General features: G+C 72.2%; 20 protein-coding genes. 7 read left to right on the forward strand and 13 right to left on the reverse strand.

Going from position 1 to position 25127, the window contains the following annotated elements:
• The first annotated feature begins 25 nt into the window (after positions 1–25).
• The 3 genes from tatC to HHX30_RS13635 all read left to right on the forward strand — a co-directional run bounded on the left by tatC (position 26) and on the right by HHX30_RS13635 (position 4634).
• A complete protein-coding gene (tatC, locus tag HHX30_RS13625) occupies positions 26–904 on the forward strand; it encodes a twin-arginine translocase subunit TatC (protein WP_169982289.1) in 879 nt (292 codons plus the stop codon).
• A 48-nt stretch (positions 905–952) separates the two neighbouring features.
• A complete protein-coding gene (locus HHX30_RS13630) occupies positions 953–1849 on the forward strand; it encodes a diacylglycerol kinase family protein (protein WP_169982290.1) in 897 nt (298 codons plus the stop codon).
• A 67-nt stretch (positions 1850–1916) separates the two neighbouring features.
• Entirely contained in the window at positions 1917–4634 is a 2718-nt protein-coding gene (locus HHX30_RS13635) for an RNA helicase (protein WP_169982291.1), read from the forward strand.
• A gap of 9 nt (positions 4635–4643) precedes the next feature.
• On the opposite strand, the gene HHX30_RS13640 is transcribed toward HHX30_RS13635, so the two are convergent.
• Positions 4644–6071 (reverse strand): RNB domain-containing ribonuclease, encoded by a 1428-nt coding sequence (locus HHX30_RS13640; RefSeq protein ID WP_311922358.1) that lies wholly within the window; start codon positions 6069–6071, stop codon positions 4644–4646.
• 36 nt (positions 6072–6107) lie between these two features.
• Positions 6108–6878: an alpha/beta fold hydrolase gene (locus HHX30_RS13645; protein ID WP_169982292.1), complete on the reverse strand. Its 771-nt coding sequence runs from the start codon at positions 6876–6878 to the stop codon at positions 6108–6110.
• Between the two features lie 139 nt (positions 6879–7017).
• Between HHX30_RS13645 and HHX30_RS13650 the strand changes: the two genes are divergently transcribed.
• Positions 7018–7872, forward strand: a complete 855-nt coding sequence (locus HHX30_RS13650; RefSeq protein ID WP_249350001.1) for a helix-turn-helix transcriptional regulator — start codon at positions 7018–7020, stop codon at positions 7870–7872.
• 21 nt (positions 7873–7893) lie between these two features.
• Here the strand turns inward: HHX30_RS13650 and HHX30_RS13655 are convergent, their stop codons facing one another.
• Together HHX30_RS13655 and HHX30_RS13660 are read right to left on the reverse strand one after the other, a co-directional pair.
• On the reverse strand, positions 7894–8784 hold the full coding sequence (locus HHX30_RS13655) for a 5'-3' exonuclease (protein ID WP_169982479.1): 891 nt from the start codon (positions 8782–8784) through the stop codon (positions 7894–7896).
• A 43-nt stretch (positions 8785–8827) separates the two neighbouring features.
• The gene (locus HHX30_RS13660) at positions 8828–9706 is read right to left on the reverse strand and encodes a PP2C family protein-serine/threonine phosphatase (protein WP_169982293.1); all 879 of its coding nucleotides are present in this window, start codon (positions 9704–9706) and stop codon (positions 8828–8830) included.
• A gap of 218 nt (positions 9707–9924) precedes the next feature.
• Between HHX30_RS13660 and HHX30_RS13665 the strand changes: the two genes are divergently transcribed.
• Together HHX30_RS13665 and HHX30_RS13670 are read left to right on the forward strand one after the other, a co-directional pair.
• Complete coding sequence (locus HHX30_RS13665; RefSeq protein WP_169982480.1) at positions 9925–11043, forward strand: Xaa-Pro peptidase family protein; 1119 nt, start codon at positions 9925–9927, stop codon at positions 11041–11043.
• Positions 11044–11206: 163 nt separating this feature from the next.
• Complete coding sequence (locus HHX30_RS13670; protein WP_311922397.1) at positions 11207–12109, forward strand: alpha/beta hydrolase; 903 nt, start codon at positions 11207–11209, stop codon at positions 12107–12109.
• On the opposite strand, the gene fxsT is transcribed toward HHX30_RS13670, so the two are convergent.
• The 5 genes from fxsT to HHX30_RS42670 all read right to left on the reverse strand — a co-directional run bounded on the left by fxsT (position 12110) and on the right by HHX30_RS42670 (position 20415).
• A complete protein-coding gene (gene fxsT, locus HHX30_RS13675; RefSeq protein ID WP_169982295.1) occupies positions 12110–16042 on the reverse strand; it encodes an FxSxx-COOH system tetratricopeptide repeat protein in 3933 nt (1310 codons plus the stop codon).
• Positions 16035–17294 carry a TIR-like protein FxsC gene (locus tag HHX30_RS13680; RefSeq protein WP_169982296.1) on the reverse strand — a complete coding sequence of 420 codons (1260 nt, stop codon included), beginning with the start codon at positions 17292–17294 and terminating at the stop codon, positions 16035–16037. Before HHX30_RS13680 ends, fxsT begins: the two co-directional genes overlap by 8 nt.
• The gene (locus HHX30_RS13685; protein ID WP_249350002.1) at positions 17291–17893 is read right to left on the reverse strand and encodes a hypothetical protein; all 603 of its coding nucleotides are present in this window, start codon (positions 17891–17893) and stop codon (positions 17291–17293) included. The genes HHX30_RS13680 and HHX30_RS13685 overlap by 4 nt, the downstream gene beginning before the upstream one ends.
• A 124-nt stretch (positions 17894–18017) precedes the next feature.
• Complete coding sequence (locus HHX30_RS13690) at positions 18018–20276, reverse strand: FxsB family cyclophane-forming radical SAM/SPASM peptide maturase (protein ID WP_211591982.1); 2259 nt, start codon at positions 20274–20276, stop codon at positions 18018–18020.
• Positions 20277–20292: 16 nt separating this feature from the next.
• Positions 20293–20415 carry a hypothetical protein gene (locus HHX30_RS42670; RefSeq protein WP_283246767.1) on the reverse strand — a complete coding sequence of 41 codons (123 nt, stop codon included), beginning with the start codon at positions 20413–20415 and terminating at the stop codon, positions 20293–20295.
• A 273-nt stretch (positions 20416–20688) separates the two neighbouring features.
• Here HHX30_RS42670 and HHX30_RS13695 point away from each other — a divergent pair, with 273 nt between their 5' ends.
• Positions 20689–21159, forward strand: coding sequence for an Lrp/AsnC family transcriptional regulator (locus HHX30_RS13695; RefSeq protein ID WP_169982299.1), 471 nt, complete (start codon positions 20689–20691; stop codon positions 21157–21159).
• Here the strand turns inward: HHX30_RS13695 and HHX30_RS13700 are convergent.
• The 4 genes from HHX30_RS13700 to HHX30_RS13715 are packed head-to-tail and all read right to left on the reverse strand — an operon-like array spanning position 21108 to position 25124.
• Complete coding sequence (locus tag HHX30_RS13700; protein ID WP_311922359.1) at positions 21108–22148, reverse strand: BadF/BadG/BcrA/BcrD ATPase family protein; 1041 nt, start codon at positions 22146–22148, stop codon at positions 21108–21110. The two genes, HHX30_RS13695 and HHX30_RS13700, sit on opposite strands and share 52 nt — an antisense overlap.
• Positions 22145–23407, reverse strand: coding sequence for a 6-phospho-beta-glucosidase (locus HHX30_RS13705; protein ID WP_169982300.1), 1263 nt, complete (start codon positions 23405–23407; stop codon positions 22145–22147). The genes HHX30_RS13700 and HHX30_RS13705 overlap by 4 nt, the downstream gene beginning before the upstream one ends.
• On the reverse strand, positions 23404–24225 hold the full coding sequence (locus HHX30_RS13710) for a carbohydrate ABC transporter permease (RefSeq protein WP_169982301.1): 822 nt from the start codon (positions 24223–24225) through the stop codon (positions 23404–23406). The genes HHX30_RS13705 and HHX30_RS13710 overlap by 4 nt, the downstream gene beginning before the upstream one ends.
• Positions 24222–25124 (reverse strand): carbohydrate ABC transporter permease, encoded by a 903-nt coding sequence (locus HHX30_RS13715; protein ID WP_169982302.1) that lies wholly within the window; start codon positions 25122–25124, stop codon positions 24222–24224. Before HHX30_RS13715 ends, HHX30_RS13710 begins: the two co-directional genes overlap by 4 nt.
• Between the last annotated feature and the right edge of the window lie 3 nt (positions 25125–25127).

Raw genomic sequence — 25127 nt, forward strand, 5'->3', positions numbered from 1 at the left:
CCCCACTGATCCCAGGACGAGCTAGATGGCCCTGTTGAAACGGTCGACTCCCGCCACGCCGCCCGTCACGCCGGAGGACGGGCGGATGACGCTCATGGAGCACATCCGCGAGCTGCGTAACCGGCTGCTCAAGGCCATTCTGGCGGTGGTCGTAGGGACCGCCGTCGGGTTCGTCTACTTCGAGCCCATCTGGAACTTCCTGAAGCAGCCGTACTGCCGGCTGCCCCAGGCCCACCAGCTCAACAAGGACCAGTGCACGCTCGTCGTGAACGGAGTCTTCGACTCCTTCTTCGTGAACCTCAAGGTCGCCGTGATCTTCGGCGTAGTGGTCTCGGCCATCTTCTGGATCTACCAGATCTGGGCGTTCGTGACGCCGGGCCTGTACCAGAACGAGCGCCGCTACACGTTCGCGTTCCTCGGCCTGTCCGTCCCGCTGTTCGCCGCCGGCTCGGCCCTGGCCTACGTCACTATGGACAAGGGCCTGTCGCTGCTGCTGAGCTTCGCCCCCGAGGGCACGCTGACGCTGGTGAGCATCAACGAGTACCTCAGCTTCGCGCTCGCGATGCTGATCATCTTCGGCATCTCCTTCCTGATGCCGTTGCTGTTGGTGTTCCTCAACGTCATCGGGGTGCTCCGGTTCAAGACGGTGTCCAAGCACACCCGCATGGTCGTGTTCCTGATGTTCGTCTTCGCGGCCGTCGCGACGCCGAGCCAGGACCCCGTCACCATGCTGGCCCTGGCGCTCCCGATGGTCGGCCTGTTCTTCGTCGCGATGGCGTTCATGTACTTCCACGACAAGAGGCGCGACATCGCCGACGCGGAGCACGCGCGGGCCATCGAGGAGGAGCTCGACGGGCCGTCTGCCGCGGAGGGCACGGCGGACTCGGTCGAGGCCAGGGACTGACAGAACATCCCTCTGGTGTCGCCGGCCGGGTGGCGGTAGGTTCCGCTCATGGCCGATGAGATCGTCGTCCTGGTCAATCCCGCCGCCCGCGGCGGTCGTACGCTGCGCCTGCTCGACCCGGTGCTGCGGCGGCTGCGGGCGGGCGGCCGCTCGGTGTCGGTGATCGTCGGCACCTCGGCCGCCGACGCGCTCGCCCGGGCCCGCACGGCCGCCGCCGACGGGCCGGCCGCGCTCGTCGCCTTCGGCGGTGACGGCCTGGTCCATCTGGCCGTGCAGGCCGTGGCGGGGACGACCGTGCCGCTCGGGATCGTGCCCGCGGGGACCGGCAACGACATCGCTGACGCCCTCGGCATCCCTCGCAAGGATCCGCTCGCCGCCGCGGACATCGTGACGGCGGCCGCCTGCCGGACGATCGACGCCGCGAGGCTGGGCACGGGCGAGTGGTTCGCCGGCGTCCTCGCCTGCGGGTTCGACTCCCGGGTCAACGAGCGGGCCAACGCCATGACCCGGCCGCCCGGAATGGCGAAATACCTGGTCGCGCTCGTGCGCGAGTTGCGGTCGTTCACGCCGATCCCGTTCCGGATCACTCTCGACGGGGAGGCCGCCGAGCACGAGGCGATGCTGGTGGCCGTGGCCAACACCCGCTCGTACGGCGCCGGGATGCGCGTATGCCCGGACGCCCGGCCCGACGACGGCCTGCTCGACGTGCTCGTGCTGGGCGCGGTGCCCAAGGGCGAGTTCCTGCGCACGTTCCCGCGCGTCTACCGGGGCAGCCACACCGCTCACCCCGCCGTGACCCTGCGACGGGCCCGGCGGGTCGAGATCGAGGCCCTGGACGGGGACGTGGTCGCGTACGCCGACGGCGAGCGGGCCGGGCCGGCCCCGCTGACCTGTGTCGTCGAGCCGGGCGCGCTGCGAGTCCTGGTTCCGGGATCCACGGCGTGAGGCGGCCCGCGTAAAAGGATCACCGATGGCGGACACCCGGAATCCCGTTATCGGTAGGGTTGACGGTATGAGTACGCCAGCGGAACGCTATGCCGCCTTCCGTGAGGGGCAGTCCGGAACCGGACCCGCGCTCGCCTCGTTCCGCGAACTATACGACTTCGAGCTCGACGACTTCCAGCTCGACGCCTGTCAGGCGCTGGAGGCCGGAGACGGCGTGCTGGTGGCCGCGCCGACCGGGTCGGGCAAGACGGTGGTGGGGGAGTTCGCCGTCCACCTGGCCCTGCAGCAGGGCCGCAAGTGCTTCTACACGACGCCGATCAAGGCGTTGTCCAACCAGAAGTACAACGACCTGGTCAGGCGGTACGGCGCGCGCAACGTCGGCCTGCTGACCGGCGACAACAGCGTCAACGGCGAGGCCCCGATCGTCATCATGACGACCGAGGTCCTGCGCAACATGCTGTACGCCGGCTCCAACACGCTGACCGGCCTCGCGTACGTGGTGATGGACGAGGTCCACTACCTGGCCGACCGGTTCCGCGGCGCGGTCTGGGAGGAGGTCATCATCCACCTGCCGGAGTCGGTGCGGGTGGTGGCCCTGTCGGCCACGGTCAGCAACGCCGAGGAGTTCGGCGAGTGGCTGGGGGAGGTGCGCGGCGACACCACGGTGATCGTGGACGAGCACCGCCCGGTCCCGCTGTGGCAGCACATGCTGGTCGGCAACAAGATGTTCGACCTGTTCGTCGACGAGGGCGACGGCACCCTGCGGGTCAACCCGTCGCTCATGCGCATCGCCCGCGACGAGATGCGGCTGGCCCAGGCCAGGGGCAGGCGGGGCTACTCGCGGCCGGGCCGGGGGACGACGCCGGGCCGCTCGGATGTGATCGAGAAGCTCGACGCCGAGGGGCTGCTGCCGGCGATCACCTTCATCTTCTCCAGGAACGGCTGCGACGCCGCCGTCATGCAGTGCCTCTACTCGGGGCTGCGCCTCACCACCGAGGCCGAGAGCCACGAGATCCGCCAGATCGTCGACGAGCGGACCGCGCACCTGCCCGACGAGGACCTCGCGGTGCTCGGCTACCTCGAATGGCGCGACTGCCTGGAGCGCGGTCTGGCCGCCCACCACGCGGGTATGCTCCCCGCGTTCAAGGAGGTCGTCGAGGAGCTGTTCACCAAGGGCCTGGTGAAGGCGGTCTTCGCGACCGAGACGCTGGCGCTCGGCATCAACATGCCGGCGAGGTCCGTGGTCATCGAGAAGCTCGACAAGTGGAACGGCGAGACCCACGCCGACCTGACCCCGGGGGAGTACACCCAGCTCACCGGCCGGGCCGGGCGGCGCGGCATCGACATCGAGGGCCACGCGGTGGTGGTCTGGCAGCCGGGGATGGACCCCCTCGCGGTCGCCGGTCTCGCCAGCACCCGCACCTATCCGCTGCGCTCCAGCTTCCAGCCGTCGTACAACATGGCGGTCAACCTCGTCGGGCAGGTCGGCAGGGAGCGGGCGCGGACGCTGCTGGAGGACTCCTTCGCCCAGTTCCAGGCCGACCGCGCCGTGGTCGGGCTGGCCCGCCAGCTCCGCAAGGCGGAGCAGGCCCTGGAGGGCTACGCCGAGGCCATGACCTGCCACCTCGGCGACTTCGAGGAGTACGCGGCGATGCGCAGGCGGCTGTCGGACCGCGAGGCCGAGCTGTCGCGCCAGCGGGGGGCGGCCCGCCGGGCCCAGGCCGTGCAGTCGCTGGAGGTCCTCAAGCCCGGCGACGTCATCCGGGTGCCGGGCGGGCGTCGCGCGGGCATCGCGGTCGTGCTCGACCCGGGCGTCAACGGCCGGGGGCACGACGGTCCCGCGCCGCTCGTGCTGACGATCGGCAAGCAGGTCAAGCGCCTGTCGGCGGCAGACTTCCCGGTGCCGGTCGAGCCGGTCGACAAGATCAGGATTCCGAAGGGCTTCAACCCGCGCTCACCGAAGGAACGGGCCAACCTGGTCTCGACCGTGCACGCGAAGCTGGGCGACCGCGACCTCGGCAAGCCGCCGCGGGCGCGCGACCACGCCCAGGAGGACGAGGAGATCACGCGCCTGCGGCGGGAGCTGCGCCAGCACCCCTGCCACGGCTGCGACGAGCGTGAGGACCACGCCCGCTGGGCCGAGCGCTACCACAAGCTGCTCCGGGAGACCGAGGGGCTGCGCCGCCGGGTCGAGGGGCGCTCCCATGTCATCGCCCGCACCTTCGACCGGGTCTGCGGCGTGCTGGACCAGCTCGGCTACCTGGACGGCGAGACCGTCACGGAGCAGGGCCGCAGGCTCGCCTCGCTGTACACCGAGCTGGACCTGCTCACGGCCGAGTGCCTGCGCGCCGGGATCTGGAACCGCCTCGACCCCGCCGAGCTGGCCGCGTGCGTGTCCTCGCTGGTGTACGAGTCGCGGCAGGCCGACGACGTCCGCAGCCCCAAGATCCCGGCCGGCGCCACCCGCGACGCCCTCGGGGAGATGGTGCGGCTGTGGGGCGAGCTGGAGGGCATCGAGGAGGACCACGGCCTGTCGTTCGTGCGCGAGCCCGACGTCGGCTTCGCCTGGGCGGCCTTCCGCTGGGCCAAGGGCCACAGCCTCGACGCCGTGCTGACCGACTGCGACCTCGCGGCGGGCGACTTCGTCCGCTGGATCAAGCAGCTGCTCGACCTGCTCGGCCAGCTGAGGGACGCCGCGCCCAAGGGGAGCAAGGTCGCCGACAACGCCGCCAAGGCCATCGACGCCATGCGCCGCGGGGTCGTCGCCTACTCCTCCGTCAGCTGACCCGCGGGCTCAGACGGCCGCGAAGCGGACCTCGCGGGTGGCGGGGTCGGCGCGCGTGAGCCGTACGGGGACGCGCTCGCCGAGCGGCAGCCGGTCGCCGTCGCAACGGGCGATCACGGCGGGCTCGGCGACCTGCACCTGCCCGCCCGGTTTCCCGTCGGTGACGTCGATGACGACGGCCTCGAAGACCTGTCCGATCCGGGGCCGCAGCACGGCCGCCTCGACCAGGTCCACGCAGGCCCGCTCCACCCCGCCGGCCCGCCTGCCGCCCGCGGCCATCTGCTCAGGAAGCTCGGGCAGCGCCCGCGTGACCTCCTCGGCGACCGGGCCGCCCGCGGCCACGGCCAGGCAGACCTCGGTGGCGTACCGGTCGACCAGCCGCCGCAGCGGCGCGGTGACGTGCGCGTACGGCGCGCCCATGGCGGCGTGCAGCGCCCGCGCCGGAGGGGCGCCGTCGAAGGAGACGTAGGCCGCGCCGCGCAGCAGCACCGTCGACTCGTGCAGGAAGGCGGCATGGCCCGGAATCTTGGGATCGATCCCGTGCACGACCTCGGCGTACGACACGCCGGCGGGCCAGGGCACGCCGAGCGCGGCGGCGACCCTGCGGACCTTGCCGACGTCCTCCGGGCCCGCTTCGGGCAGGACCCGGAGCACGCCGACACCCGCGTCCAGCATCATCCGGGCCGCCGCCATGCCGGTGAGCAGCGAGATCTGGGCGTTCCACGCCTCGCAGGGATGGTTGGTGCGGAACTCCACCCGGTAGCCGCCGTCCCCGTCGGGGACCACCTGCTGCTCCGGGGCCGGCAGGGACAGTCCGCCCCTGGCCCGCTCCCGCTCCAGCCGCAGCGGGCCCACCTCGGCGAGCAGCGCGAGCGTCCCCTCCGCCCGGCCGGTGTCCACGGCCGCCTGGACGGTGTCGTAGTCGAGCCGCTCGCGGCTGCGTACCAGGGCCCGGCGCAGGTCCACCGCCTCGATCTCACCGTCGGAGCCGAGATCGAGCCGCCACAGAGCCGCCGGACGGACCTGCCCGGGCAGCAGGCTGGCCGCGCCCTCCGACAGGAGCGGCGGGTGCAGCGGCACCCGCTCGCCGGCCATGTAGATCGTCTGCGCGCGCACCCTGGCCTCACCGTCGATCGCCCCGCCGGGCCGGACGAACGCCCCGACGTCGGCGATCGCGTACCAGACGCGGTAGCCCGCCCCGCGCCGCTCGACGCACAGCGCCTGGTCGAGGTCCATCGAGCCGGGCGGATCGATGGTCACCAGCGGCAGATCGGTCCGATCCTCCCCGTCCGTGACGGGGGACGCGGCGGCCCGCTCGGCTTCCTCCAGTACCGGGGCGGGGAAACCATCCGGCAGGTCGAAATCGCTGCGAATGCGGGCGAATCCGTCGCGGAGCCCGTTCGCCGTGTCGTCTAAGCGGATCATCGTGCGCGGCACGCGATCAACCTACCCGAGTGCGGACATTCCAGGCTGTCAGCCGATGAAGTCCTGGACGAGCGCCACGAGCTCCTTCGGCCGCTCGGCCATCACGATGTGCCCGCTGTCCAACTCCTCGTACGAGGCCCCCGGGATGGCGGCGGCCAGCTCGTGGCAGTTCTCCACAGGGACCAGCGCGTCGCGGGCGCATCCGATCACCAGTGTCGGCGCCTGGACCCGCGGCAGCAGATCGTGGACGTCCAGTCGCAGGGCGAGATCGATCTGCCGGAGCCTGCCCGCATTGGCCCGATAGGCCGCGGCGAGCTCCTCCACGGCCGCCCGGCCGATGGAATTCAGATGCGCGCGGCTGAATGCGAGCAGCATCGTGTACCGCGGGAAAGTGCCGGCATCACCGGCGAGATCGCGCCAGACGGTCAACGCGTTGCGCAGGTACTCGTCGCCGAGTCCGGCGAAGCCCGCGACCGACACGAGGCCGCGGACCAGGTCGGGCCGGACGGCGGCGAGCGCGGCGGCCACCGCGGCGCCCAAGGAGTGCCCGACCACGTCGGCGGGTCCCTGTCCCAGATCGGAGATCACCGCGGCGAGCTGCTCGGCGAGCAGCTCGACCGTGAGCTCGCCCCCGTCGTCCCGCGCCGCGTCGCTGCCCGAAAGATCCGGCAGCACCACCATGGCGGCCTCCGCGAACGCCCCGGCCACGCCGTCCCAGGCCGTCGAGCCCGGACTGCCCCCGTGCACCAGTACGAGCGGGCGGCCCTCGCCCATCACCCGGTACGGCACCCGCGCGGTACCCACCGTGATTTCCCTCATGTCCGTCTCCCGTTCTCGTCGCCGATGCCGGAGACGCTGCCAGGAGCGTGCGGCGATGAGGAGAGGAGGGGATTGCCTAGGACCGGCTCTCCTAGCGTGCGCGGGACGGGAAGGGGCCGGGACGCTCAGGATGGATGACATGAAGATGGACCGGACCAAGCTGGCCGACTTCCTCCGCCGTTCCCGCGAGCGGCTCCGGCCGCAGGAGGTCGGACTGGCCGCCGGACCCCGGCGCCGCACGCCGGGTCTGCGCCGTGAAGAGGTGGCCCAGCTGGCCGGGGTGTCGGCCGACTACGTGATGCGGCTCGAGCAGGCGCGCGGCTCCCAGCCGTCGGCCCAGCTGCTGACCGCACTCGCCCGGGCTCTGCGGCTGACCGAGGACGAAAGGGATCACCTCTACCTGCTGGCGGGTCACCGCCCGCCCGAAGGGGCGCGCGCCGGAGATCACGTCCGTCCCGGTCTGCTCTATCTCCTCGACCGGCTGGGCGAGACGCCGGCCCAGCTCCTCAACGACCTCGGGGATCTGCTCGCGCAGAACGCCCTGGCCGAGGCCCTGTTCGGATGCGTGTGCACGATCGCGGAACCGGACCGGAACATCGTGTGGCGCTGGTTCACCGACCCGTCCGTGCGCGAGCCGTACCCCACCGAGGAGCACGACCGTCTCAGCCGACTGCACGTCGCGGACCTGCGCGCCGCCGCGACACGTCGTGGCTACGATCGGCCTTCGAGCTCGCTGGTCGACCGGATCGGGGCGGCGAGCGAGGAGTTCGCCGCCCTCTGGCAGCGGCACGAGGTCGCCGTGCGCCGCGCCAGCCGGCTGCGTGTCATGCATCCGTCCGTCGGGCCCATCGAGTTCGACTACGAGCTGCTGCAGACGCAGGCCGCGGATCAGCGCCTCCGTCTGTTCACGCCGCCGCCCGGTTCCAGGAGCATCGAGGCTTTGGAGCTCCTGCGTGTCGTGGGCCCGGAGACCGCCCACCGCGGTCACCGATGAGAGCCTCCCGCGCGGCGGGGCTCAGGCCAGCGTGGCGAGCAGGCGGTTGAGCGGGCTGTCCAGGCCGTACTTCTCCGACAGCGCGACCAGCCGCTCGGGATCGCGCGGCGCGGCGGGCAGGGTGACGTCGACGTCCGGGACCGGGACGTCGCGGGCCACCCGGACGACGAGGGGGGCGACCTCCAGGTAGTCGCGGGCGGCGGCGAGCTTGTTGCGGGCGCCCGCGGGGAAGCCGTCGGCGCCGCCGTCGTCCAGCGCGGCGAGCAGCGCGGACAGCGACCCGAAGCGCGTGACGAGGGCCGCCGCCGTCTTCTCGCCGATGCCGGCGACGCCGGGCAGGCCGTCGCTCGGGTCGCCGCGCAGCGTCGCGAAGTCGGCGTACGCCCGGCCCGGGATGCCGTACTTCTCGCGGACGAACGCCTCGTCGATGATCTGAAGGTTACGAATGCCCCGTACTGTGTAAAGGGCCCGGCACGGCTTCTCGTCGTCCACGAGCTGGAACAGGTCACGGTCGCCGGTCACGATGTCCACGGCGGAGGTCGCGGCGGTCGCGTAGGTGCCGATCACGTCGTCGGCCTCGTAGCCCGCGACGCCGACGCGGGCGACGCCGAGCGCGTCCAGGACCTCCTCGATCACCGGGACCTGCGGGGCCAGCGTGTCCGGCACCTGTTCCTCGTCGCCGCTCGCCACCCGGTGCGCCTTGTACGACGGGATCGCGGCCACCCGGAACGCCGGCCGCCAGTCGGCGTCCATGCAGGCCACGATCTGGGTGGGGGAGTGCTGCCGCACCAGCGTGGCGATCATGTCGAGGAGCCCGCGCACCGCGTTGACCGGCATGCCGTCCGGCGAGGTCACCGACTCCGGGACCCCGTAGAAGGCGCGGAAGTACAGCGACGGAGTGTCGAGAAGCATCAGCACCCTGCCATTGTCACGCCTGTCAGGAGTGCGGTGGGCCCTATCCGGTCACCGCGACGGCCAGCAGGCAGGTGTCGTCCTCGGGGTTGGGGCCGCCGATCGCCTCCACCAGGCCGTCGAGGCCCGCGTCGAGATCCGCTCCGGCCGCGCCGAGGCCGGTCGCCACGGCCGCCTCCACGATGAGGGACACCCCCGCGCCGATGTCGCGCGAGCGGCGCTCGACCAGGCCGTCGGTGAACATCAGCAGCAGGTCGCCGGGCTCGAGGCGGACGTCGGCCACCCCGTACGGCAGGCTCGACGTCGCCCCGAGCACGACCCCCCGGGGCGCCCCGAGCTGGCGCGCGCCCCCGCGGCGCACCAGTATCGGGGCGGGGTGACCCGCCTGTGCCCACGTGAAAAGGCGGGTCGCCGGGTCGAAGTGGCCGCACACCGCGGTCGCGGTGGTGTCGTCCAGCCGGGTGAGCACCAGGGTGTTCAGCCACGTCAGCAGCATGCCGGGGCAGGCTCCGGTCATGCTCAGGCCGAGCAGCGCGTGCCGCAGCTGCGCCATCTCGGCGATCGCGGGCAGGCCGTGCCCGGACACGTCGCCCACCGCGAGGAACATGCGGCCGTCGGGCAGCGGAGCGGCGTCGTACCAGTCGCCCCCGAGGCTCGACGCGCGGCCCGCCGGGACGTACCGTACGGCGATCCGGGCGTAGGGCAGGTCGATCGACGCGCCGGGCTCGGGCAGGATCGCCTCCCGCAGTGCCAGCGTGACGCGGCGCTCCTCGACGGCCCGTTCCCGCCGCTCCGCCCAGCGCCGTCCGCCGATGTTCTTGCCCGGAAGGATGCCGACGGGGGCGGCACCGGGCGTCGCGCCCGGGTCGCGGTCGTCCGCGGGGGGAAGGGCCGGCCTCGTGCCGCCCACTACGCCGACCATTTGTCTCGCTCTCGATGTTGCTCGTGCACTGCCGTTGGGACGTTCCGTGACCGCCCTGACGCGGAGCGTAGCAGTCCTGCATTACCCAGGGGTTGGTTTTCTTCTATGCCGTGGAATAAGCCAGAGCCCCGCGAAGCTCGCCCGCGTGGCGCCTGTGGTACAAGCACCTGAGTGTGTCGCCGGAGTCCGCGCTCGTTAGATTAGGTCGCGTGACGACGATGTCCCAGGAACCCTCCGACCTGTATCCCACGACCCGCCCGGCAGCCGTACGGGAGGCCGTCGGCCGCGCCGGTCTCGACGCGCTGCTGCTGACACCCGGCCCGGACCTGCGTTACGTGACCGGCTACGACGCCCTGCCGCTGGAACGCCTGACCTGCCTCGTCGTGCCCGCGTCCGGCGAGCCGTTCCTCATGGTGCCGCGCCTGGAACTGCCGGCCGCCGAGCACTCGCCGGCCTCCCGGCTCGGCGTCGAGTTCGTGGCGTGGGACGAGACCGACGACCCGTTCGCCGAGGTGACCCGCCGCCTGGGCCCGGTCGCCAGGGTCGGGCTCGCCGACCGGATGTGGGCGATGCAGTCGCTGCGGTTCCGGGCCGCCATGCCCGGGGCCGAGCAGGTGCTGGCCGGGAGCGTCCTGCGCGAGTTGCGCATGCGCAAGTCGCCGGCCGAGGCCGCGGCGCTGGCGGAGGCGGGGGCGGCCATCGACGCCGTGCACAACCTGGTGCCCCAGTTGCTCAAGGCCGGCCGCACCGAGCGCGAGGTCGGCAAGGACATCGCGGAGGCGATCATCGACGCGGGGCACGCGCGGGTCGACTTCGTGATCGTGGGCTCGGGACCGAACGGCGCCAGCCCGCACGCCGAGGTGAGCGACCGGGTGATCCGGCCCGGTGAGCCCGTGGTGGTGGACATCGGCGGCACGATGCCGAGCGGCTACTGCTCGGACTCCACCCGGGTCTACTGCGTGGGCGAGCCCCCGGCGGAGTTCACGGCGTACTACGAGGTGCTCAAGCGCGCTCAGGAGGCCGCCTGCGCCCACGTGAGGCCGGGCGTGAGCTGCGAGTCGGTGGACGCCGCCGCCCGCGAGGTGATCGCGGAGGCGGGGTACGGCGAGTACTTCATCCACCGCACCGGCCACGGCATCGGCCTGGAGACGCACGAGGAGCCGTACATCGTCACGGGCAACGCCGAGGAGATGCGGCCGGGGTTCGCGTTCTCCGTGGAGCCGGGCATCTACCTGCCCGGACGGCATGGCGCCCGGATCGAGGACATCGTCGTCTGCGGCGAGACCGCCGGCGAGCGGATGAACCACACCACCAGGGACCTGGTCGTCGTGGACTGATGCGGCCGCCCCTCGGCAAGGGTCGTCTCTCACTGCCTGTCGCTCCGATCGTCGGAGTGGCGATTCGAGCTATAGTCGCTTCGTCCTCGGCGGTCTAGGCTGCGCGTGGGGGCAGTGCAGTGCCAGGCGGGCCCGTCCGTTGTGGAGGCTTGAGTTGACGCAGGTGGTCACTGCTGCCGACGGCCGTGCCCTGGCGGTGGACTCCATCGGGGCGCCCGACGGCAAACCGGTCTTCCTGCTGCACGGCACACCGGGCAGCCGTCACGGTCCCCGCCCCCGAGGAGTCGTCCTGCAACGACTCGGCGTCCGGCTGATCTGTTACGACAGGCCAGGGTACGGAGGATCCAGCCGGAGACCGGGACGCACGGTGTCCGACAGCGCCGACGACGTCAGCGCGATCGCGGACGCGCTGGGCCTCGGCGCCTTCGGCGTCGTCGGCCGATCCGGGGGCGGACCGCACGCGCTGGCCTGCGCCGCCCTGCTGCCCGGCCGGGTGGAGCGGGCCGCCGTCCTCGTCGGCCTGGCACCGGCGGACGCGCCGGATCTCGACTGGTTCGCCGGGATGACCAGGTCGAATGTCGAGGAGTACACCTCGGCCGACGTGGACGCCTCGGCGGTCGAGGCCGACCTGGCCGAGCGCACGGACCACATCCTGCATGATCCGGAGTATCTGCTCAGGTTCCTGCTGCCCGAGCTGACCAGCTCCGACCGCCGGGTCATCGAGGATGTGGGCATCCGGCGGCTACTGATCGACACCTACGCGGAGGCGTTGCGGCGCGGGCCCGACGGCTGGATCGACGACGTGCTGGGCGCGCGCCGGCCCTGGAAGTTCGAGCTGTCCGACATCTCCGTGCCCGTCCTGCTCTGGCATGGGGCGGACGACATGTTCTCTCCGGTCGAGCACACGCGGTGGCTGGCCGACCAGATCGCGCACGTCACGCTCAAAGTCGAGCCGGGGGTGGCGCACTTCGGCGCCGTGGAGGTGCTTCCGCAGGTTCTCGCCTGGATGGTGGACCCGGCCGCGCGATCGCGGTTCGCGTCGGCCGGGACGGGTTTCGCGCGCTGATCAGAATGGCTGCGGGTCCAGTGTGCGGCTTACCAGCCGCCCTGCCCGCAGCGTCGTCACGGTCGGATGGTCGTCACCCAGCACCGAGGCGAGTTGGCCGAGGAGCGTCTCGCGCTCGGCGGTGCCGTCCGTCGACCCCAGGCGTTCGCGCACCAGCAGCAGGTTCGCCTGGCACCGCATCGTGTCCGGGTGCCGCGGGCCCAGAGATCCGCTCATCCGGTCCAGGGTGTCCTGCAGTATCGCGGCGGCGTGCTCCAGCCGGCCGGCGTCGGCCAGCATCGCCGCCTCGGCCGCCTTCGCGGCAAGGTGATAGGGGTGGCCGGAGCCGAGCTTGGCCGAGAAGCCGGCGGCCGCGGCTCCGGCCTCCGCCAGCGCCTTCTCCTGGTCGCCCCTCTGGTGGAGTGCGCTCGCGAGGTTGAGCCTGCAGACGAGCGTGTGGGGATGGTCCTCGCCGAGCCGGCTCCGGTATATCTCCAGGACCTCCTCGATCTCCCTCTCCGCGTCGTCGGCCCGGTCGAGGCCCAGCAAGGTCACCGCCCGGCCCAGGCGGCAGGTGAGGGTGTCGAGGTTGTCGTCCCCGAAGCGCCGGCGCAGCAGCGCCCATGCCTCCCGGAACCTCTCCTCCGAGCTTTCCAGGGCTCCCGTGGCCCGCAGCGCCATCGCGTACACCACCTGGGCGTTCATGCTGACGGGCGAGCCGGTGCCCAGATGCTCGGTGCACTCGGCGACGGTCTTCGCCATGCGCGCGGCGGCATCGTCGTAGTCACCGGCCTCCAGCAGGTCGCGGCACAGGTTGACCGCGCTGAACAAGGTGAAGGGATGCGCCGTGCCGAGCACCGAGCGGCGCTGGGCCAGCGTCTCCTCGTCGAGCTGCAGCGCCTCACGGAACCTGCCGTTGACCCGGTGGGAGACGGCGAGGTTGTTCCCGGAGGACAGGGTGCCCGGCTCGTCGACGCCATGGATCGCGCGCCAGACCCGGTAGGTCTCCTCCTCGATGGCCAGCGAGCCGGCGTAGTCGCCCAGGGCCCGCAGGTCCGCCGCGAGGCTGCCGGCGGTCAGCAGGGTATGGCGATGGTTCCCCAGGACACGCCGCTGCTCGGCGAGGGTGCTCTCGTTCATCGCCCGGGCCTCCTCGAAACGGCCCAGGCCGCGGATGACGTTCCCGAGATTGAACCTGAGGTGCAGCAACTGCCGCTCGAGCCGGATCGCGGCGTGCCGGTCGGTCTCGGCCGCCAGCATGTCCTCCCACACCGTGGCGGTCCTCCTGCCGAACTCCTCGGCCTGCAGCAGGTCGCCGCGCAGCCACACGTAGCGGAGGCGGTCGATGAGCAGCGTGCGGACCGACTCCTGATCGGAGTGGGCGGCGCGTACGGGCTCCAGGTGCGGCCAGATCATCCGGTACCTGGGCCAGTTCGCCGGGTCGTCGACGTCCTTCTCCGGCCGGGCGGCCGCCAGCACCCCCTGCACGTCCCGGCGGGCCGCCGCGCGTTCCTCCTCCGTCATCCGCTCCTGCGCGACAGCCTGGAGCATGAGGTGGACATGGATGCGCCGCGCGCGGGTGTCGTTCTTGATCAGGGCCAGCCGGTTGAGCTCCCGCACCAGCCTCGTGATGTCCTGCGACTCCGCGAGCGTCGGGTCAAGGGGCCGCAGCAGCTCCACCATGGCCCGGGAGTAGAGCAGGTCGACGGCGATGTTGGGAGCCATCACCGAACAGAGCTCGAACAGCCGGGCGGCGGCGGCGGACCTGTCCCGCAGTTTGTCCAGGGAGAGGTCCCATGCCTGGGACAGTGATTCGGGATAGTCGGCGAGCCTGCTCTGCGAGATCGCCCGGAGGGGCTGTGCCCTCAGCTGATCCAAATAGGCGTCTACGGAGATGTTGGTCTCCGCGAGCCAGGCGCCGGCGGCGGCGACCGCCAGGGGAAGGTCACCGAGAGCCTCCGCGACGTTGCCCGCCTCGGCCGCGCTGACAGGGGTCTCGCCCACCCGGCGGAGCAGATGCGAGATGCTCTCCTCACGGCTGAACACGTCGACCTGGACCGGGTGGGACTGGTGTTCCCACTCCCGGTTGCGTGAGGTGATCAGCACGTGACCACTGCCCCCGGGCAGGAACGGGGTGACGCTCTCCACGTCGTCGGCGTTGTCGAACACCAGCAGCCACCGCCGGGCGAACTCCCCCTGGCCCAGCGCCTGCCTGACCGCGGGAACGACCTCGGCGGTGGTCGGCGCGAGACCGTCCGCGGCGGGGCCGCGCATCCGGGCGACCAGGTCGGCCAGCGACGCGTCGACGAACTGGGGCTGCTCACAGTCCACCCACCACACCAGGTCGTACGCCCCGGCGAAGCGGTGGGCGTACTCCATCGCGATCTGGGTCTTGCCCATGCCGCCGCTGCCCAGGATCGTGAGCGGGCGCATCACGGCGGTGCCGTTCTCGCGGAGTTCGTCGCGGATGTGGCGGAGGATGTCCTCCCGCCCGGTGAACAGCTTGTTCTTGGCGGGGGCCTCGAAGATCCGCGGTGAGGTGCCGGGGTAACGGGCGCCGAGCGTCCGGGCGGGTGGCGGGGCGCCCATGTCCACCATCTCGAGAAGCTGTGCGACCGCCTCGCTTTCCGGCAGGTCGGCGAGGAAGGCCGCGGTGGCGGACGACAGCGGGGCCACGGGCCGTGCGCTCGCGGTGTACACGGCGTACGCGGGCTGCCGGGGGGACAGGATGCCGCGGACCTTCTTGATGTACGCCGGAGTGACGACGGCGAGGACGGATGCCAGGCTTTCGCTCCACTGGTCGTTGTCGGCCTCGTCCAGCGGGTCGCGGACCGTGAGGCCGGCCGCGGTGAGGACACCGCCGATCCACTCCGCCCACGCCTGGTCCTCGGGGAGGTAGTCCAGCAGGATCTCGTTGGGAGGCTTGCGGATGAACCGCTGCCGGGTGCGCAGGCGCACCGCCTCGTCCAGGTAGGGCATCGCGGATACCGCACCGTCGGTGAGCCTGGCCGTGAGCCGCTCGTACGCCGACCGCAGGGATCCGGGTTTGCCCGGAGGGTCGCCGAAGACGGCCAGGATCTCCTCGTAGGCGTAGAACGCCTGGTAGGGCACCTCGACGGCGGACCAGTACTCCTGCCGGCCGGCGTCGTTCAGACCGGCGGGCAGGCCGCGGAAGGCGTGGAAGGCGAACGCGCGGCCGACCTCCATCTTGTCCATCTCCGCCTGGTCCACCCGCATGGGGACGGGCAGGATCCGGATGTCCCTGGACAGCATGCGCTCCTGGACGGTCCTGGCGACCTGGGCGCCTCCCAGGATGCCCTGGTTGCTCAGCGTGAAGCAGTCGACGAGCACGTCCGGCAGGTGCATGGTGCAGATGTCGGCGACGTCGCTCAGCCCCGTGCGGCTGTCGATGAGGACGTAGTCGTAGTCGCGCCTCATGTCCGCGCGGAGCTCGTCGAAGAAGTCGGCGCCGTGCAGCACGTCGAAGAACAGGTCCCAGTCCATGGCGCTGACCGTGCGGGTGTAGTCCAGGTTCTGCCGTCCGCGGGGCAGGTAGTCCAGGACGCCGCCGTCGGGGAAGGACCAGTCGAGGGAGAAGACGTACGGCCGCACCTGGGCCTGCTCCTGGATCACCCTGCGGAGGCGGGCCCGGGCGTCGGCCGGCTTCCCCTCGGCCGGCAGGGCGCGCCGCGCCGCCCACTCGTAGCTGCGGATCAGGTCCACGATGCCGGGCTCGCCCGCGACGGAGATGTCGATGAACGGCTGGTAGAACCGGTAGAGGCCGGGGGAGTCGAGGTCCCAGTCGGCGACGAGGACGCGCTTGCCGTTGGACGCGAGGATCCACGCGACGTTGGCCAGCGCCATCGTGCGCCCGGTGCCGCCCTTGTACGAATAGAAAGTGACGATCTGGCCGTCGCGGGTGCGCGGCTGCCTGCTGTCGTCCATGTCAGCCATGTGTCTCCTCGCCGAGGGTGTCCGGTGGCGGAGTGAGGGTGCTCGGCCCGGGCCCGCCCGCCAGCCGGTGCCGCGGCGACGCGACATCGTCCGGGTCGGGCTTGGGACCGTGCCGGAAGTACTGCCGCTCGGCCTCCACCACCAGGCGCGGCATGATCGAGGCGAAATGTTTCAGGGAGCGGACGCCGGCGACGGCCTCGCGGGCCGACTCCGTACGGAGCGCTCCGGCCTGTTCGAGAAGCCCCCTGGTCCGCTCCGCGAGCCGGTCCGCACGCTCACCCCCACGGGGATCGGGCACCAGGAGAGGAACCACCCAGGGCGGTAGACCCCGGACGAAGGCGTCCAGCCGGCCCGCGGCGTCTTCGTCCGCGACGAACCAGGGATCGATGAGCGCCACCCCGGGCAGCCGCTCCGCATCGGGCCTCAGGACGTCCCTGACCACGGCCGCGAACTCCAGCCGCTCGGCGACGCCGGCCGCGTACTCGGCCAGGGAGAGCTCCTGCTCGTCCAGGAACGGCCGCCAGAGCCACGGGCTGGTCCCGTACCGGTGGGGATCGGCGCCCGCCGGGAGGGCGGCGAGGGCCGGCGCGGCCACGGTCACCTCGAAGACCGGGTGGGCCTCGGCGGAGGGAAACGGGCTGTCGGCCGTCGTGATGTCCGCGATCTCCGAGGGTCCGACGGGCGATCCCTCGGCGAGCTCGACGATCCGCCGGGCCAGCCGGTCGAGCACCGCGTGGTAGGAACCGCGCATCGGAGCGATCTTGAGTAGCGCGCGCAGGCCGTGCTCCGCGTAGCCGGGCACGGAGCCGGCGTCGATCTGGAGCAGCTCCGGCCGGTCCGCGCCGTCGGGCAGCGGCGCCCACAGCACGGGGACGATCCGGGTGAGCGGATCCGCCACCCCGGCGTCGACCATCCGCTGCCGGTAGCAGGCCCACTCACGTCCGGGCCAGGACCTGGCGAAGTACCCGGGGGAGTACAGCGCGACGAAGACCTCCGCGGAGCCGAGGGCGCGGGAGAGCCACGCCTTCCAGTCCGTGCCGGCGCGGACGTCCTGGTCGAAGGAGCCCGGGGAGACGCCGAGGTCGCGGCGGGCGAGTGCCCGCACGGCCGTGTTGAGGTCGCGGAAGAACGGCCGGACCCATTGGTCGGGATCGGCGCCGGAACTGCCCGGCAGGGGAGGCGAGTGGGCGTAGCTGAGGAAGAAGTAGCCGCCATGCCGTTCCCAGGGGGCGTTCCGGGTGGTGTCGGTCATCGCGGCTCCTCGAAGCTGGTGCCGAGTGTCCTCACGTCGAGCGCGAGCGGCTCGACGCGATGGTGCATGAGGATCTTCTGGATGCGCTGCGCCAGGAGCCAGACCACGGTGTGGTACTCGTTCGACCTGCCGAGGCGGCGCAGTCCGAAAATGCCGTGGGCCTCGTACAGAGCGATCTCCTCGGCGAAGATGTGCAGGTTCTCTCCCGCGAACCGCTCGACCGACCCGACGATCTCGGGAAAGCCGTCCGGCGCCGGCGCCCAGATGACCGGCAGGATGCAGGTCTGGTGAACCGAGGCGGAGTCGTCCAGCCGCACGACGCGCCGGCGGGAGAAGCCGTGCCACTCCATCGCGCACCACTTGCTCCGCATGTACGGCGCCATCAGCAGGGGGATGAACACCTGGCAGGTTCCGAGCGCGTCGAGCAGCTCGCCCTCCCAGCGTTCGCCGCCGCCCATGGACCTGTCGATGAAGCCGTACGGCGCGCCCGGGATGCGGGGCACCAATACCGCCAGGTCCACGCACAAATCATTGAAGAATCGCATGGCGAGCTCGTTGGGGCCCGGCGGTGTGTTCTTCTCCGTGTGCGCGTAACTCATAAAGAACAGCGGCGCCCGCGGATCAAGATCGGCGAAAGCCCGATCGCCCAACCCGCACACCCCGCTTTCTTATATCGCTTTGATGGTAACCATTTCTCACGGAGAACTTCCGGGGTTCGCGAGGTCAGTCCCCGGCCCACGCGCCGACGGTCGCCCGCATGCCCGCGACGAACCGGACGCCGTGCGGTGTCAGGGATCCGGAGGCGGTCAGGACGTCGATCGCCTCGTGGATCCGCGCGCTGAGCCTGCCGAACCTGTCTCGGGCGTCCGCGCCGGGCGTGACCCGCCACAGCTCCGCCTGCGCCAGCCGCGCGTAGGCCTCCCGGAGGATTCGGCCGGGGGCCTGGGGGGTGACCTCGACGAGGCCGTGCAGGGTCGTCAGCGCGTCCAGCTTGGCGATCTGGAACTCGCGGAGCAGTGCGACCTCGAGATCGCCGGAGCCCGGCGGCGGCAGCCCGACCGCACCCAGCGGATGCCGGAGGCCGCCCGCGCGGTGCCCGCGGGGCGGCCCGGGGCGCAGCGGCACCACGGCCCGCAGTCCCGCCCCGAGCGCGCGGGCGTAGGCGGGAGCGTCCTGTTCCAGGCGCTTGCCCGCGCCGTCCAGGCAGGTCCTCCAGCCCTCCCAGCGGCTGCCTGTGAGACGGCCCGCCGGACGCCATCCGGACCGGCCGCGGAAGGCGTCGAGGTCGTCCACGAGAACCGTGCGATCACCGAACCTGGCCGACCGTACGGGCAGCCAGCGCGGGTCCTGCCCGGTGACCCGCCGTCCGGCCGCATACAGCCCCCGGGAGGAGACCGAGACGCGGATCGTACGGCCCGCCTGCCGCCCCAGCCGGAGCACGCCCAGAGCCGGCAGGTGCAGGGAGCCGTCGCGGACGGGGAGCGGCAGCTCGGCCTCCATTCCGGCGTGCAGCGCGGCCGAGGCGGCGATCCCCGCCAGGTGGGCGAGGTCCAGCGTGGCGCAGGCCGCGCGCGGCGGACGCAGGCAGCGTGACGCCCACACGGCCGTACACGGATGGGCGAGGACCTCCGCCACGGCCGCCGGCCGTTCGAGGTCCACCCGGGAGAGCAGGGCCAGCCCCTCCCGGGCCGCCTGCTCCAGTTCGCCTGCTCCGTCCGGCAGGCCGGAGGCGACGCGGGCGACCAGCGCCCGGGTCAGCGACAGCCCGGCCTGCGCGAGCGCCGCCACCGCCGCGGGATCGCCCGGGCCCCGCGCGAGCGAGTCGAAGGCGGCCGGGGACAGCGTGTGAGCGGCTGTCCCCGTGGAGCCGGCGTCCGGGGTGGGGGCGGCTTTCGCGGCCGGGACGACGAGACCGGCGAGCGCCTTGAGGTCCGGGCAGTAGACGGAGGGATTGGAGAAGCCGCTCCCCGTGCGGTAACGGTGCGCGTACAGGCCGCCGCCGCACACGCGGACCACCTCGCACGATCGGCATGTCTCGCACAGCGCGGCCAGGCCGCCGCGGCGGGCCGCCGGGCCGGGAAGGGCCGCCACCGCGTCGACCGCGTGCGTGCGGACGTTCAGCCCGGTTTCAGGGGCTCCGTCGAAGGCGGTCTTCAGCGAGTCGGCCTGCTCCCAGCCGCCGTCGGTCTCGATGACCAGCAGGTTCACCGGGTCGAGGCCCACGGACTCGCCCAGGCTGGGCCCTCCGGACGCGGCGGACAGCATCGAGTCGAACAGGCGGATGGCGACCGGACGGCCGTCGGAGGTCCACCGGGCGTGGACGCGGCCCAGCCAGTCCGCGTACGGCGTGCCCCCATCGGGCCGGGGCGGCGGGTGGTCCCAGGTCGCGTGGGGGAGGAGCAGGTCGAGGCTGGGCGGCGACTCGGCGAGCAGTGCCTCGTAGACCGCGATCGGGTCGTTGGCCGGATCGACCGTGCACAGCAGCCCGGCGTAGAGGTGCCGGTACTCCGGCCGCCTCAGCAGCTCGAGGGCACGGCGGACGTGGGGATGACTGCTCCGCCCGTCGGCGAACCGGCGATGCCGGTCGTTGGCCGCGCGGTCGCCGTCGAGGGACACCCCCACGCGCACCGCGTACTCGTCGAAGAGCGCGCACAGCGTCTCGTCGAGCAGCACGCCGTTGGTGTGCAGGCGTAGATCCAGCCGGCACACGGGATCGACGCGGGAGCGGAGCACGGCCAGGACCTCGCGCAGCCCCGCGGCCCCGAGCAGCAGGGGCTCGCCGCCGTGCAACACCACGCGTATCTCGCCGAGACCGTGCGCGGCCGCGTGCTCGGCGATCCGCCGGGCCGCCCACCGTACCGTCGCCCCGCCGATCGCCCGCGGCTTGCGGCGCCAGCTCTGGTCCGCGTGCTCATAGACGTAGCAGTGATCGCAGGCCAGGTCGCACCGGTTGTGAATCTTGAGGACGTATTCGGTGACCAAAGGCGGCGCGGCGCCGTCAGATGGCCGAATTGAACACCGCCGTCCCGGTCGTTTCCGTCTCCCCGAGCACATGCGTCACCAGGCGGTTCACGGCGCCGTCCGCGTCCGCGGTCAATTCCGCGAGCGACACGTCCCGCAAATCGGGGATTCCTATTCGACCGTCATTCACGACCGTTTCCTCCTGGGTATCGGGCGGACGCCGGAGGGGTACCGGAGAGGAGCTTTTTCAGCGTAGGTCACGGCACCGGCGTTGTCATCAGGGTGCGCGGGCCTGCCGCGTCGCGTGCTCTCGGGAAACGGCGGTTCCGCGCGTTCACGGAATCGGCCGCCGCGGACGGGGCGGGGCCGTTCGCGGGGCGGCCGTCCGGTGGCGATTCCCCGGGAAGGTCCCGCCGCCGCTACCGTTGCTCGGGTGGAGGAGATCGATCGCCGAATCGTCACTCTGCTGGCGACTGACGGCCGGATGAGCTTCACCGATCTGGCCAAGGAGACCGGACTGTCGGTCTCCGCGGTTCACCAGCGGGTACGCAGGCTGGAGAAGCGTGGTGTCATCCGCGGATACGCCGCTCTCGTGGACTACGACGAGATCGGCCTTCCGCTGACCGCGTTCGTCTCGATCAAGCCGATCGACCCCTCCGCGCCGGACGACGCGCCGGAACGGCTGAGCCATCTGACCGCCATCGAGGCGTGCCACAGCGTCGCGGGCGATGAAAGTTACATCCTCAAGGTCCGCGTCGCCTCTCCGCTCGCCCTGGAGGAGCTCCTCCAGCAGATCCGCGCGTCGGCCAACGTGAGCACGCGCACGACCGTCGTCCTCAGCACGCCGTACGACTACCGGTCCCCGGTGATCGAGAAGGAGCTGGACGGCGACGTGACCGGCTGAGCGCCGTCCCCCTCCTGGGCGAAGTGCGCCCGCAGCCGGGCGTACGCCTCGGGGGGCGCGCCGAGGCGGTCGAGGCCGAGCAGCGCGGCGCCCACGATCGGCGGCACGCCGGCCACGACGAGCCGGGCGAGCGGCGCTCGCTCGGCGTAGTGCCGCTCGACCAGCGACGTCAGCAGGGCGTGGCGGGCGGTCAGCACGCCGCCGCCTAGCACGATCTCGCAGGGCGCGGCGAGCAGGCCGAGCCGCCGCATGGCGACGACGCCGAGCAGCGCGATCTCCTCGGCCTGTCGTTCCACCAGCGACCCGGCGACCGCGTCGCCGTCCGCGGCGGCGGCCAGCAGGGGCGGCACGAGCGCGTGTAGCCGGTCGCCCGGCAGGTCCCCGAAGTGCAGCCCGACGACGGCCTCCTCGACCGTGGCGGTGCCGAAACAGGCACGCACGGCCTCGGTCAGCGCGGTCGCGGGGCCGCGGCCGTCCTCGGCGCGTACGGCGTGCCAGAGGGCCTCCTCGCCCAGGTGGTGCCCGCCGCCCCAGTCGCCGCTGAGGCGGCCGAGCGCCGGGAACCTGGCGACCCGCCCAGTGGGGGAGACCCCCACGGCGTTGATGCCGGCGCCGCAGACGACGGCGACGCCCCATCCGGTGGACGACCCGGCCCGCAGCAGGGCGAAGGTGTCGTTGCCGACGACCACGCTCGCGGCGTACCCGCGCGCCAGCAGCTCGGCCCGCAGCCGCTCCTCCTCGACCGGCAGGTCCGCCCCCGCGACGTACGCCGCGACGTGGTCGGCGTACGGCGGCGCGGCGGTCTCGCCGGCGAGGGCGCGCCGTACGGTCCGGCCGATCACTTCGACGGCGGCGCCGGTCCCGGCGCTCTGCGGCAGGAACGCGGGCCCGCGCGCGGCGGCCAGCACCGTGCCGTCCTCGCGGACGAGGGCGACGTCGGTCTTGCTGTTGCCGCCGTCCACCGCCAGCACGGTGCGCGGCAGGGTCACCTCGACACCGCCCAAGGCAGGAAGGCGCGGTTGGCCTCCACCAGGCGCGCGGCGAGGCCGTCCGCGAGGGACGCCTGGCCGACCAGCGGATGGGCCAGCAGGGCGTCCCTGACGCGGTCCGCGCCGCCGTGCAGCGCCGCCTCCAGGGCGAGCGACTCGTACGCCGACACGTGGGCGATCAGGCCCCGGTGGAGCGGCTCCACGGGATCGGCGGGCAGCGGGACGGCGCCCGCGGCCGTGACGGCGGCCGGGACCTCGATCACCGCGTCGTCGTCGAGGAACGGCAGCGTGCCGTTGTTGCGGGTGTTGACGACCTGGACGTCCCCGCGGTCGCCGGCGAGCGAGGCGACCAGGGCCACGGCGGCCTCGGAGTAGAACGCGCCGCCGCGCCTGTCCAGCAGGCCGGGCTTGGTGTCCACCGCCGGGTCCGCGTACATCTCCAGCAGTTCCGCCTCCATCGCGGCCACCTCGGCCGCGCGCGACGGCGAGGTCCGCTGCTCGGCCACCACGCGGTCGTGCTCGTAGAAGTACCGCAGGTAGTACGACGGCACGGCGCGCAGGTGGCGGACCAGCTCCACCGGCAGGCCGACGGACTCGGCGATCTCCTCTCCGTGGTCGTCCAGCAGGCGGGGCAGGACGTCGACGCCGTCGAGCAGGACGGACCGTTCCCAGGTGAGGTGGTTGAGCCCGACGTGGCCGAGCGTGATCCGCCCGGGGGCCACGCCGAGAAGGGCGGCGAAGCGGCGCTGGAACCCGATGGCCACGTTGCACAGCCCGATCGCCCGGTGGCCGGCGTCGAGCAGCGCCCGGGTGACGACGCCGACGGGGTTGGTGAAATCGACGATCCACGCGCCGGGCGCGAGGGCGCGCACCTTCTCGGCGATGTCGAGCACCACCGGCACGGTCCGCAGGGCCTTGGCGAGGCCCCCGGCCCCGGTGGTCTCCTGCCCGACGCAGCCGCACTCCAGCGGCAGGGTCTCGTCGACGTTCCTGGCGGTCTGGCCGCCGACGCGCAACTGCAGCAGCACCGCCCCGGCCCCGGCGACGCCGTCCTCCACGCGGGTGGCTGTGGTCAGCGCGGCCGGGTGCCCGGCGCGGGCGAGCATCCGCCGGGCCATCCCGGCGACCGTCGCGAGCCGGTGCTCGTCGGGGTCGACGAGCGCGATCTCCGACAGCGGCAGTTCGCCGCGCAGGCGGGCGAAACCGTCGATCAGCTCCGGCGTGTACGTGGAACCGCCCCCGACAACGGCCAGTTTCATTTGACTCCCGTCAGCTTGACGCCCTCGATGAAGACCTTCTGGGCGAAGAAGAACACGACGATCACCGGGGCCATGGCCAGCAGCGTGGCGGCCATCGTGAGGTTCCACTGCACGCGGTGCACCGACCGGAACGCCGCCAGCCCCAGCGACAGCGTCCAGTTGTCCAGGTCGGTCCCCGCGTACAGCAGGGGCCCGTAGTAGTCGTTCCAGCAGTAGAAGAACTGGAAGAGCGCCACGGCGGCGATGGCCGGGCGGGCCATCGGCAGGATCACCCGCACGAGCGTGCGGAACTCGCCGCAGCCGTCGACCTTCGCCGCGTCGGAGTAGTCGCGCGGGATCGTGACGAGGAACTGGCGCAGCAGGAAGATCGAGAACGCGTCGCCGAGCAGCATCGGCAGGATCAGCGGCCACAGCGTGCCGGTCAGGTGGAAGCGGGCCCAGATCAGGTAGATCGGCACCGCCACGACCTGCGGCGGCAGCATCATCGTGGTGATCACCAGCAGGAACGCCAGCCGCCGCCCGCGGAAGCGGAACCGCGCCAGCGCGTACGCCACGGGGATCGACGACACCAGCATGAACGCGGTGGCGAGCAGCGAGTAGAGCAGCGTGTTGCGGATCCAGGTCAGCAGCGGCGCCTTCGCGAAAATCTCGGCGAAGTTGCCCCAGTTCCAGGTGTGCGGCCACAGGTCGGAGGTGAGCGCCTGCCGGTCGCTCATCAGGGCCGTGAGCGCGATGAACACCAGCGGGCCGAGGAACACCAGCGCGAGCGCGATGGCCAGCGCGTGCCGGGCGACCCACAGCAGCGCGGTCCGGGTCACGACTCCTCCTCCGTGAAGCGGAACTGCCGCAGCAGGATGAGCGTGAACGCCATCGCCACCGCGAACAGCACCAGCGCGAGCACGCAGGCGTAGCCCATCGCGTAGTCGCGGAAGCCCTGCTGGAACAGCCACTGCGGGAACGTCAGCGTGGACTGGTCGGGGTAGCCGGGGGTGAAGACCGACCCGGCCGAGTCGGTCGCCCCGGACGCCACCCGCGCGGCCACCTCGGCCTGGGTGAAGTACTGCAGCGTCTGGATCACCCCGGTGACGAGGGCGAACATCAGCACCGGCCGGATCACCGGCAGCGTGATCGACGTGAACTGCCGCCAGCCGTTCGCGCCGTCGATGGCGGCGGCCTCGTAGAGCTGTTTGGGCACGTCGAGCAGGGCGGCCATGAAGATGACCATCAGGTCGCCGACCGACCACAGGCCGAGCAGGGTCAGCCCCCACTTCGACCACGCAGGGTCGCCGAACCAGTCCGGCGCGGGCAGCCCGACGGCCGACAGGATCGCCTGCACCGGCCCGGTGCCGGGGTTGAGCAGGAACACGAACCCGAGCGTCCCGGCCACCAGCGGCACCAGGGCGGGCAGGTAGAAGATCGTGCGGTAGACCCCCACGCCGGCCTTCAGCCGGGTCACCAGCTGGGCGACGCCGAGGCCGAACAGCACCCGCAGCGGGACCATCACCACGACGAGCCACAGGGTGTTGCGGATCGCCGTCCAGGCCGCCTGGTCCTTGAGGAAGTACTCCCAGTTGAGCAGCCCGACCGGTTCCAGCGTGAACAGGTCGTACCGCTGGAAGGAGAAGTAGACCGTGGACAGCAGCGGGTAGACGAAGAAGATCGCGAACCCGGCGAGCCAGGGGGACAGGTAGAGCAGGGCGCGCAGGTTCCCACGCATCGG

Origin of the sequence: Microbispora sp. H10836, assembly GCF_012999525.1 — a bacterium.
In the GTDB taxonomy this organism is placed as follows: domain Bacteria; phylum Actinomycetota; class Actinomycetes; order Streptosporangiales; family Streptosporangiaceae; genus Microbispora.

Bases quoted from the DNA above. Each gene is read 5' to 3' on its own strand.
- tatC (WP_169982289.1), top strand. From the start codon at position 26: ATGGCCCTGTTGAAACGGTCGACTCCCGCCACGCCGCCCGTCACGCCG.
- HHX30_RS13630 (WP_169982290.1), top strand. From the start codon at position 953: ATGGCCGATGAGATCGTCGTCCTGGTCAATCCCGCCGCCCGCGGCGGT.
- HHX30_RS13635 (WP_169982291.1), top strand. From the start codon at position 1,917: ATGAGTACGCCAGCGGAACGCTATGCCGCCTTCCGTGAGGGGCAGTCC.
- HHX30_RS13645 (WP_169982292.1), bottom strand. From the start codon at position 6,878: ATGAGGGAAATCACGGTGGGTACCGCGCGGGTGCCGTACCGGGTGATG.
- HHX30_RS13650 (WP_249350001.1), top strand. From the start codon at position 7,018: ATGAAGATGGACCGGACCAAGCTGGCCGACTTCCTCCGCCGTTCCCGC.
- HHX30_RS13655 (WP_169982479.1), bottom strand. From the start codon at position 8,784: ATGCTTCTCGACACTCCGTCGCTGTACTTCCGCGCCTTCTACGGGGTC.
- HHX30_RS13660 (WP_169982293.1), bottom strand. From the start codon at position 9,706: ATGGTCGGCGTAGTGGGCGGCACGAGGCCGGCCCTTCCCCCCGCGGAC.
- HHX30_RS13665 (WP_169982480.1), top strand. From the start codon at position 9,925: ATGTCCCAGGAACCCTCCGACCTGTATCCCACGACCCGCCCGGCAGCC.
- fxsT (WP_169982295.1), bottom strand. From the start codon at position 16,042: ATGGCTGACATGGACGACAGCAGGCAGCCGCGCACCCGCGACGGCCAG.
- HHX30_RS13680 (WP_169982296.1), bottom strand. From the start codon at position 17,294: ATGACCGACACCACCCGGAACGCCCCCTGGGAACGGCATGGCGGCTAC.
- HHX30_RS13685 (WP_249350002.1), bottom strand. From the start codon at position 17,893: ATGAGTTACGCGCACACGGAGAAGAACACACCGCCGGGCCCCAACGAG.
- HHX30_RS13705 (WP_169982300.1), bottom strand. From the start codon at position 23,407: ATGAAACTGGCCGTTGTCGGGGGCGGTTCCACGTACACGCCGGAGCTG.
- HHX30_RS13715 (WP_169982302.1), bottom strand. From the start codon at position 25,124: ATGCGTGGGAACCTGCGCGCCCTGCTCTACCTGTCCCCCTGGCTCGCC.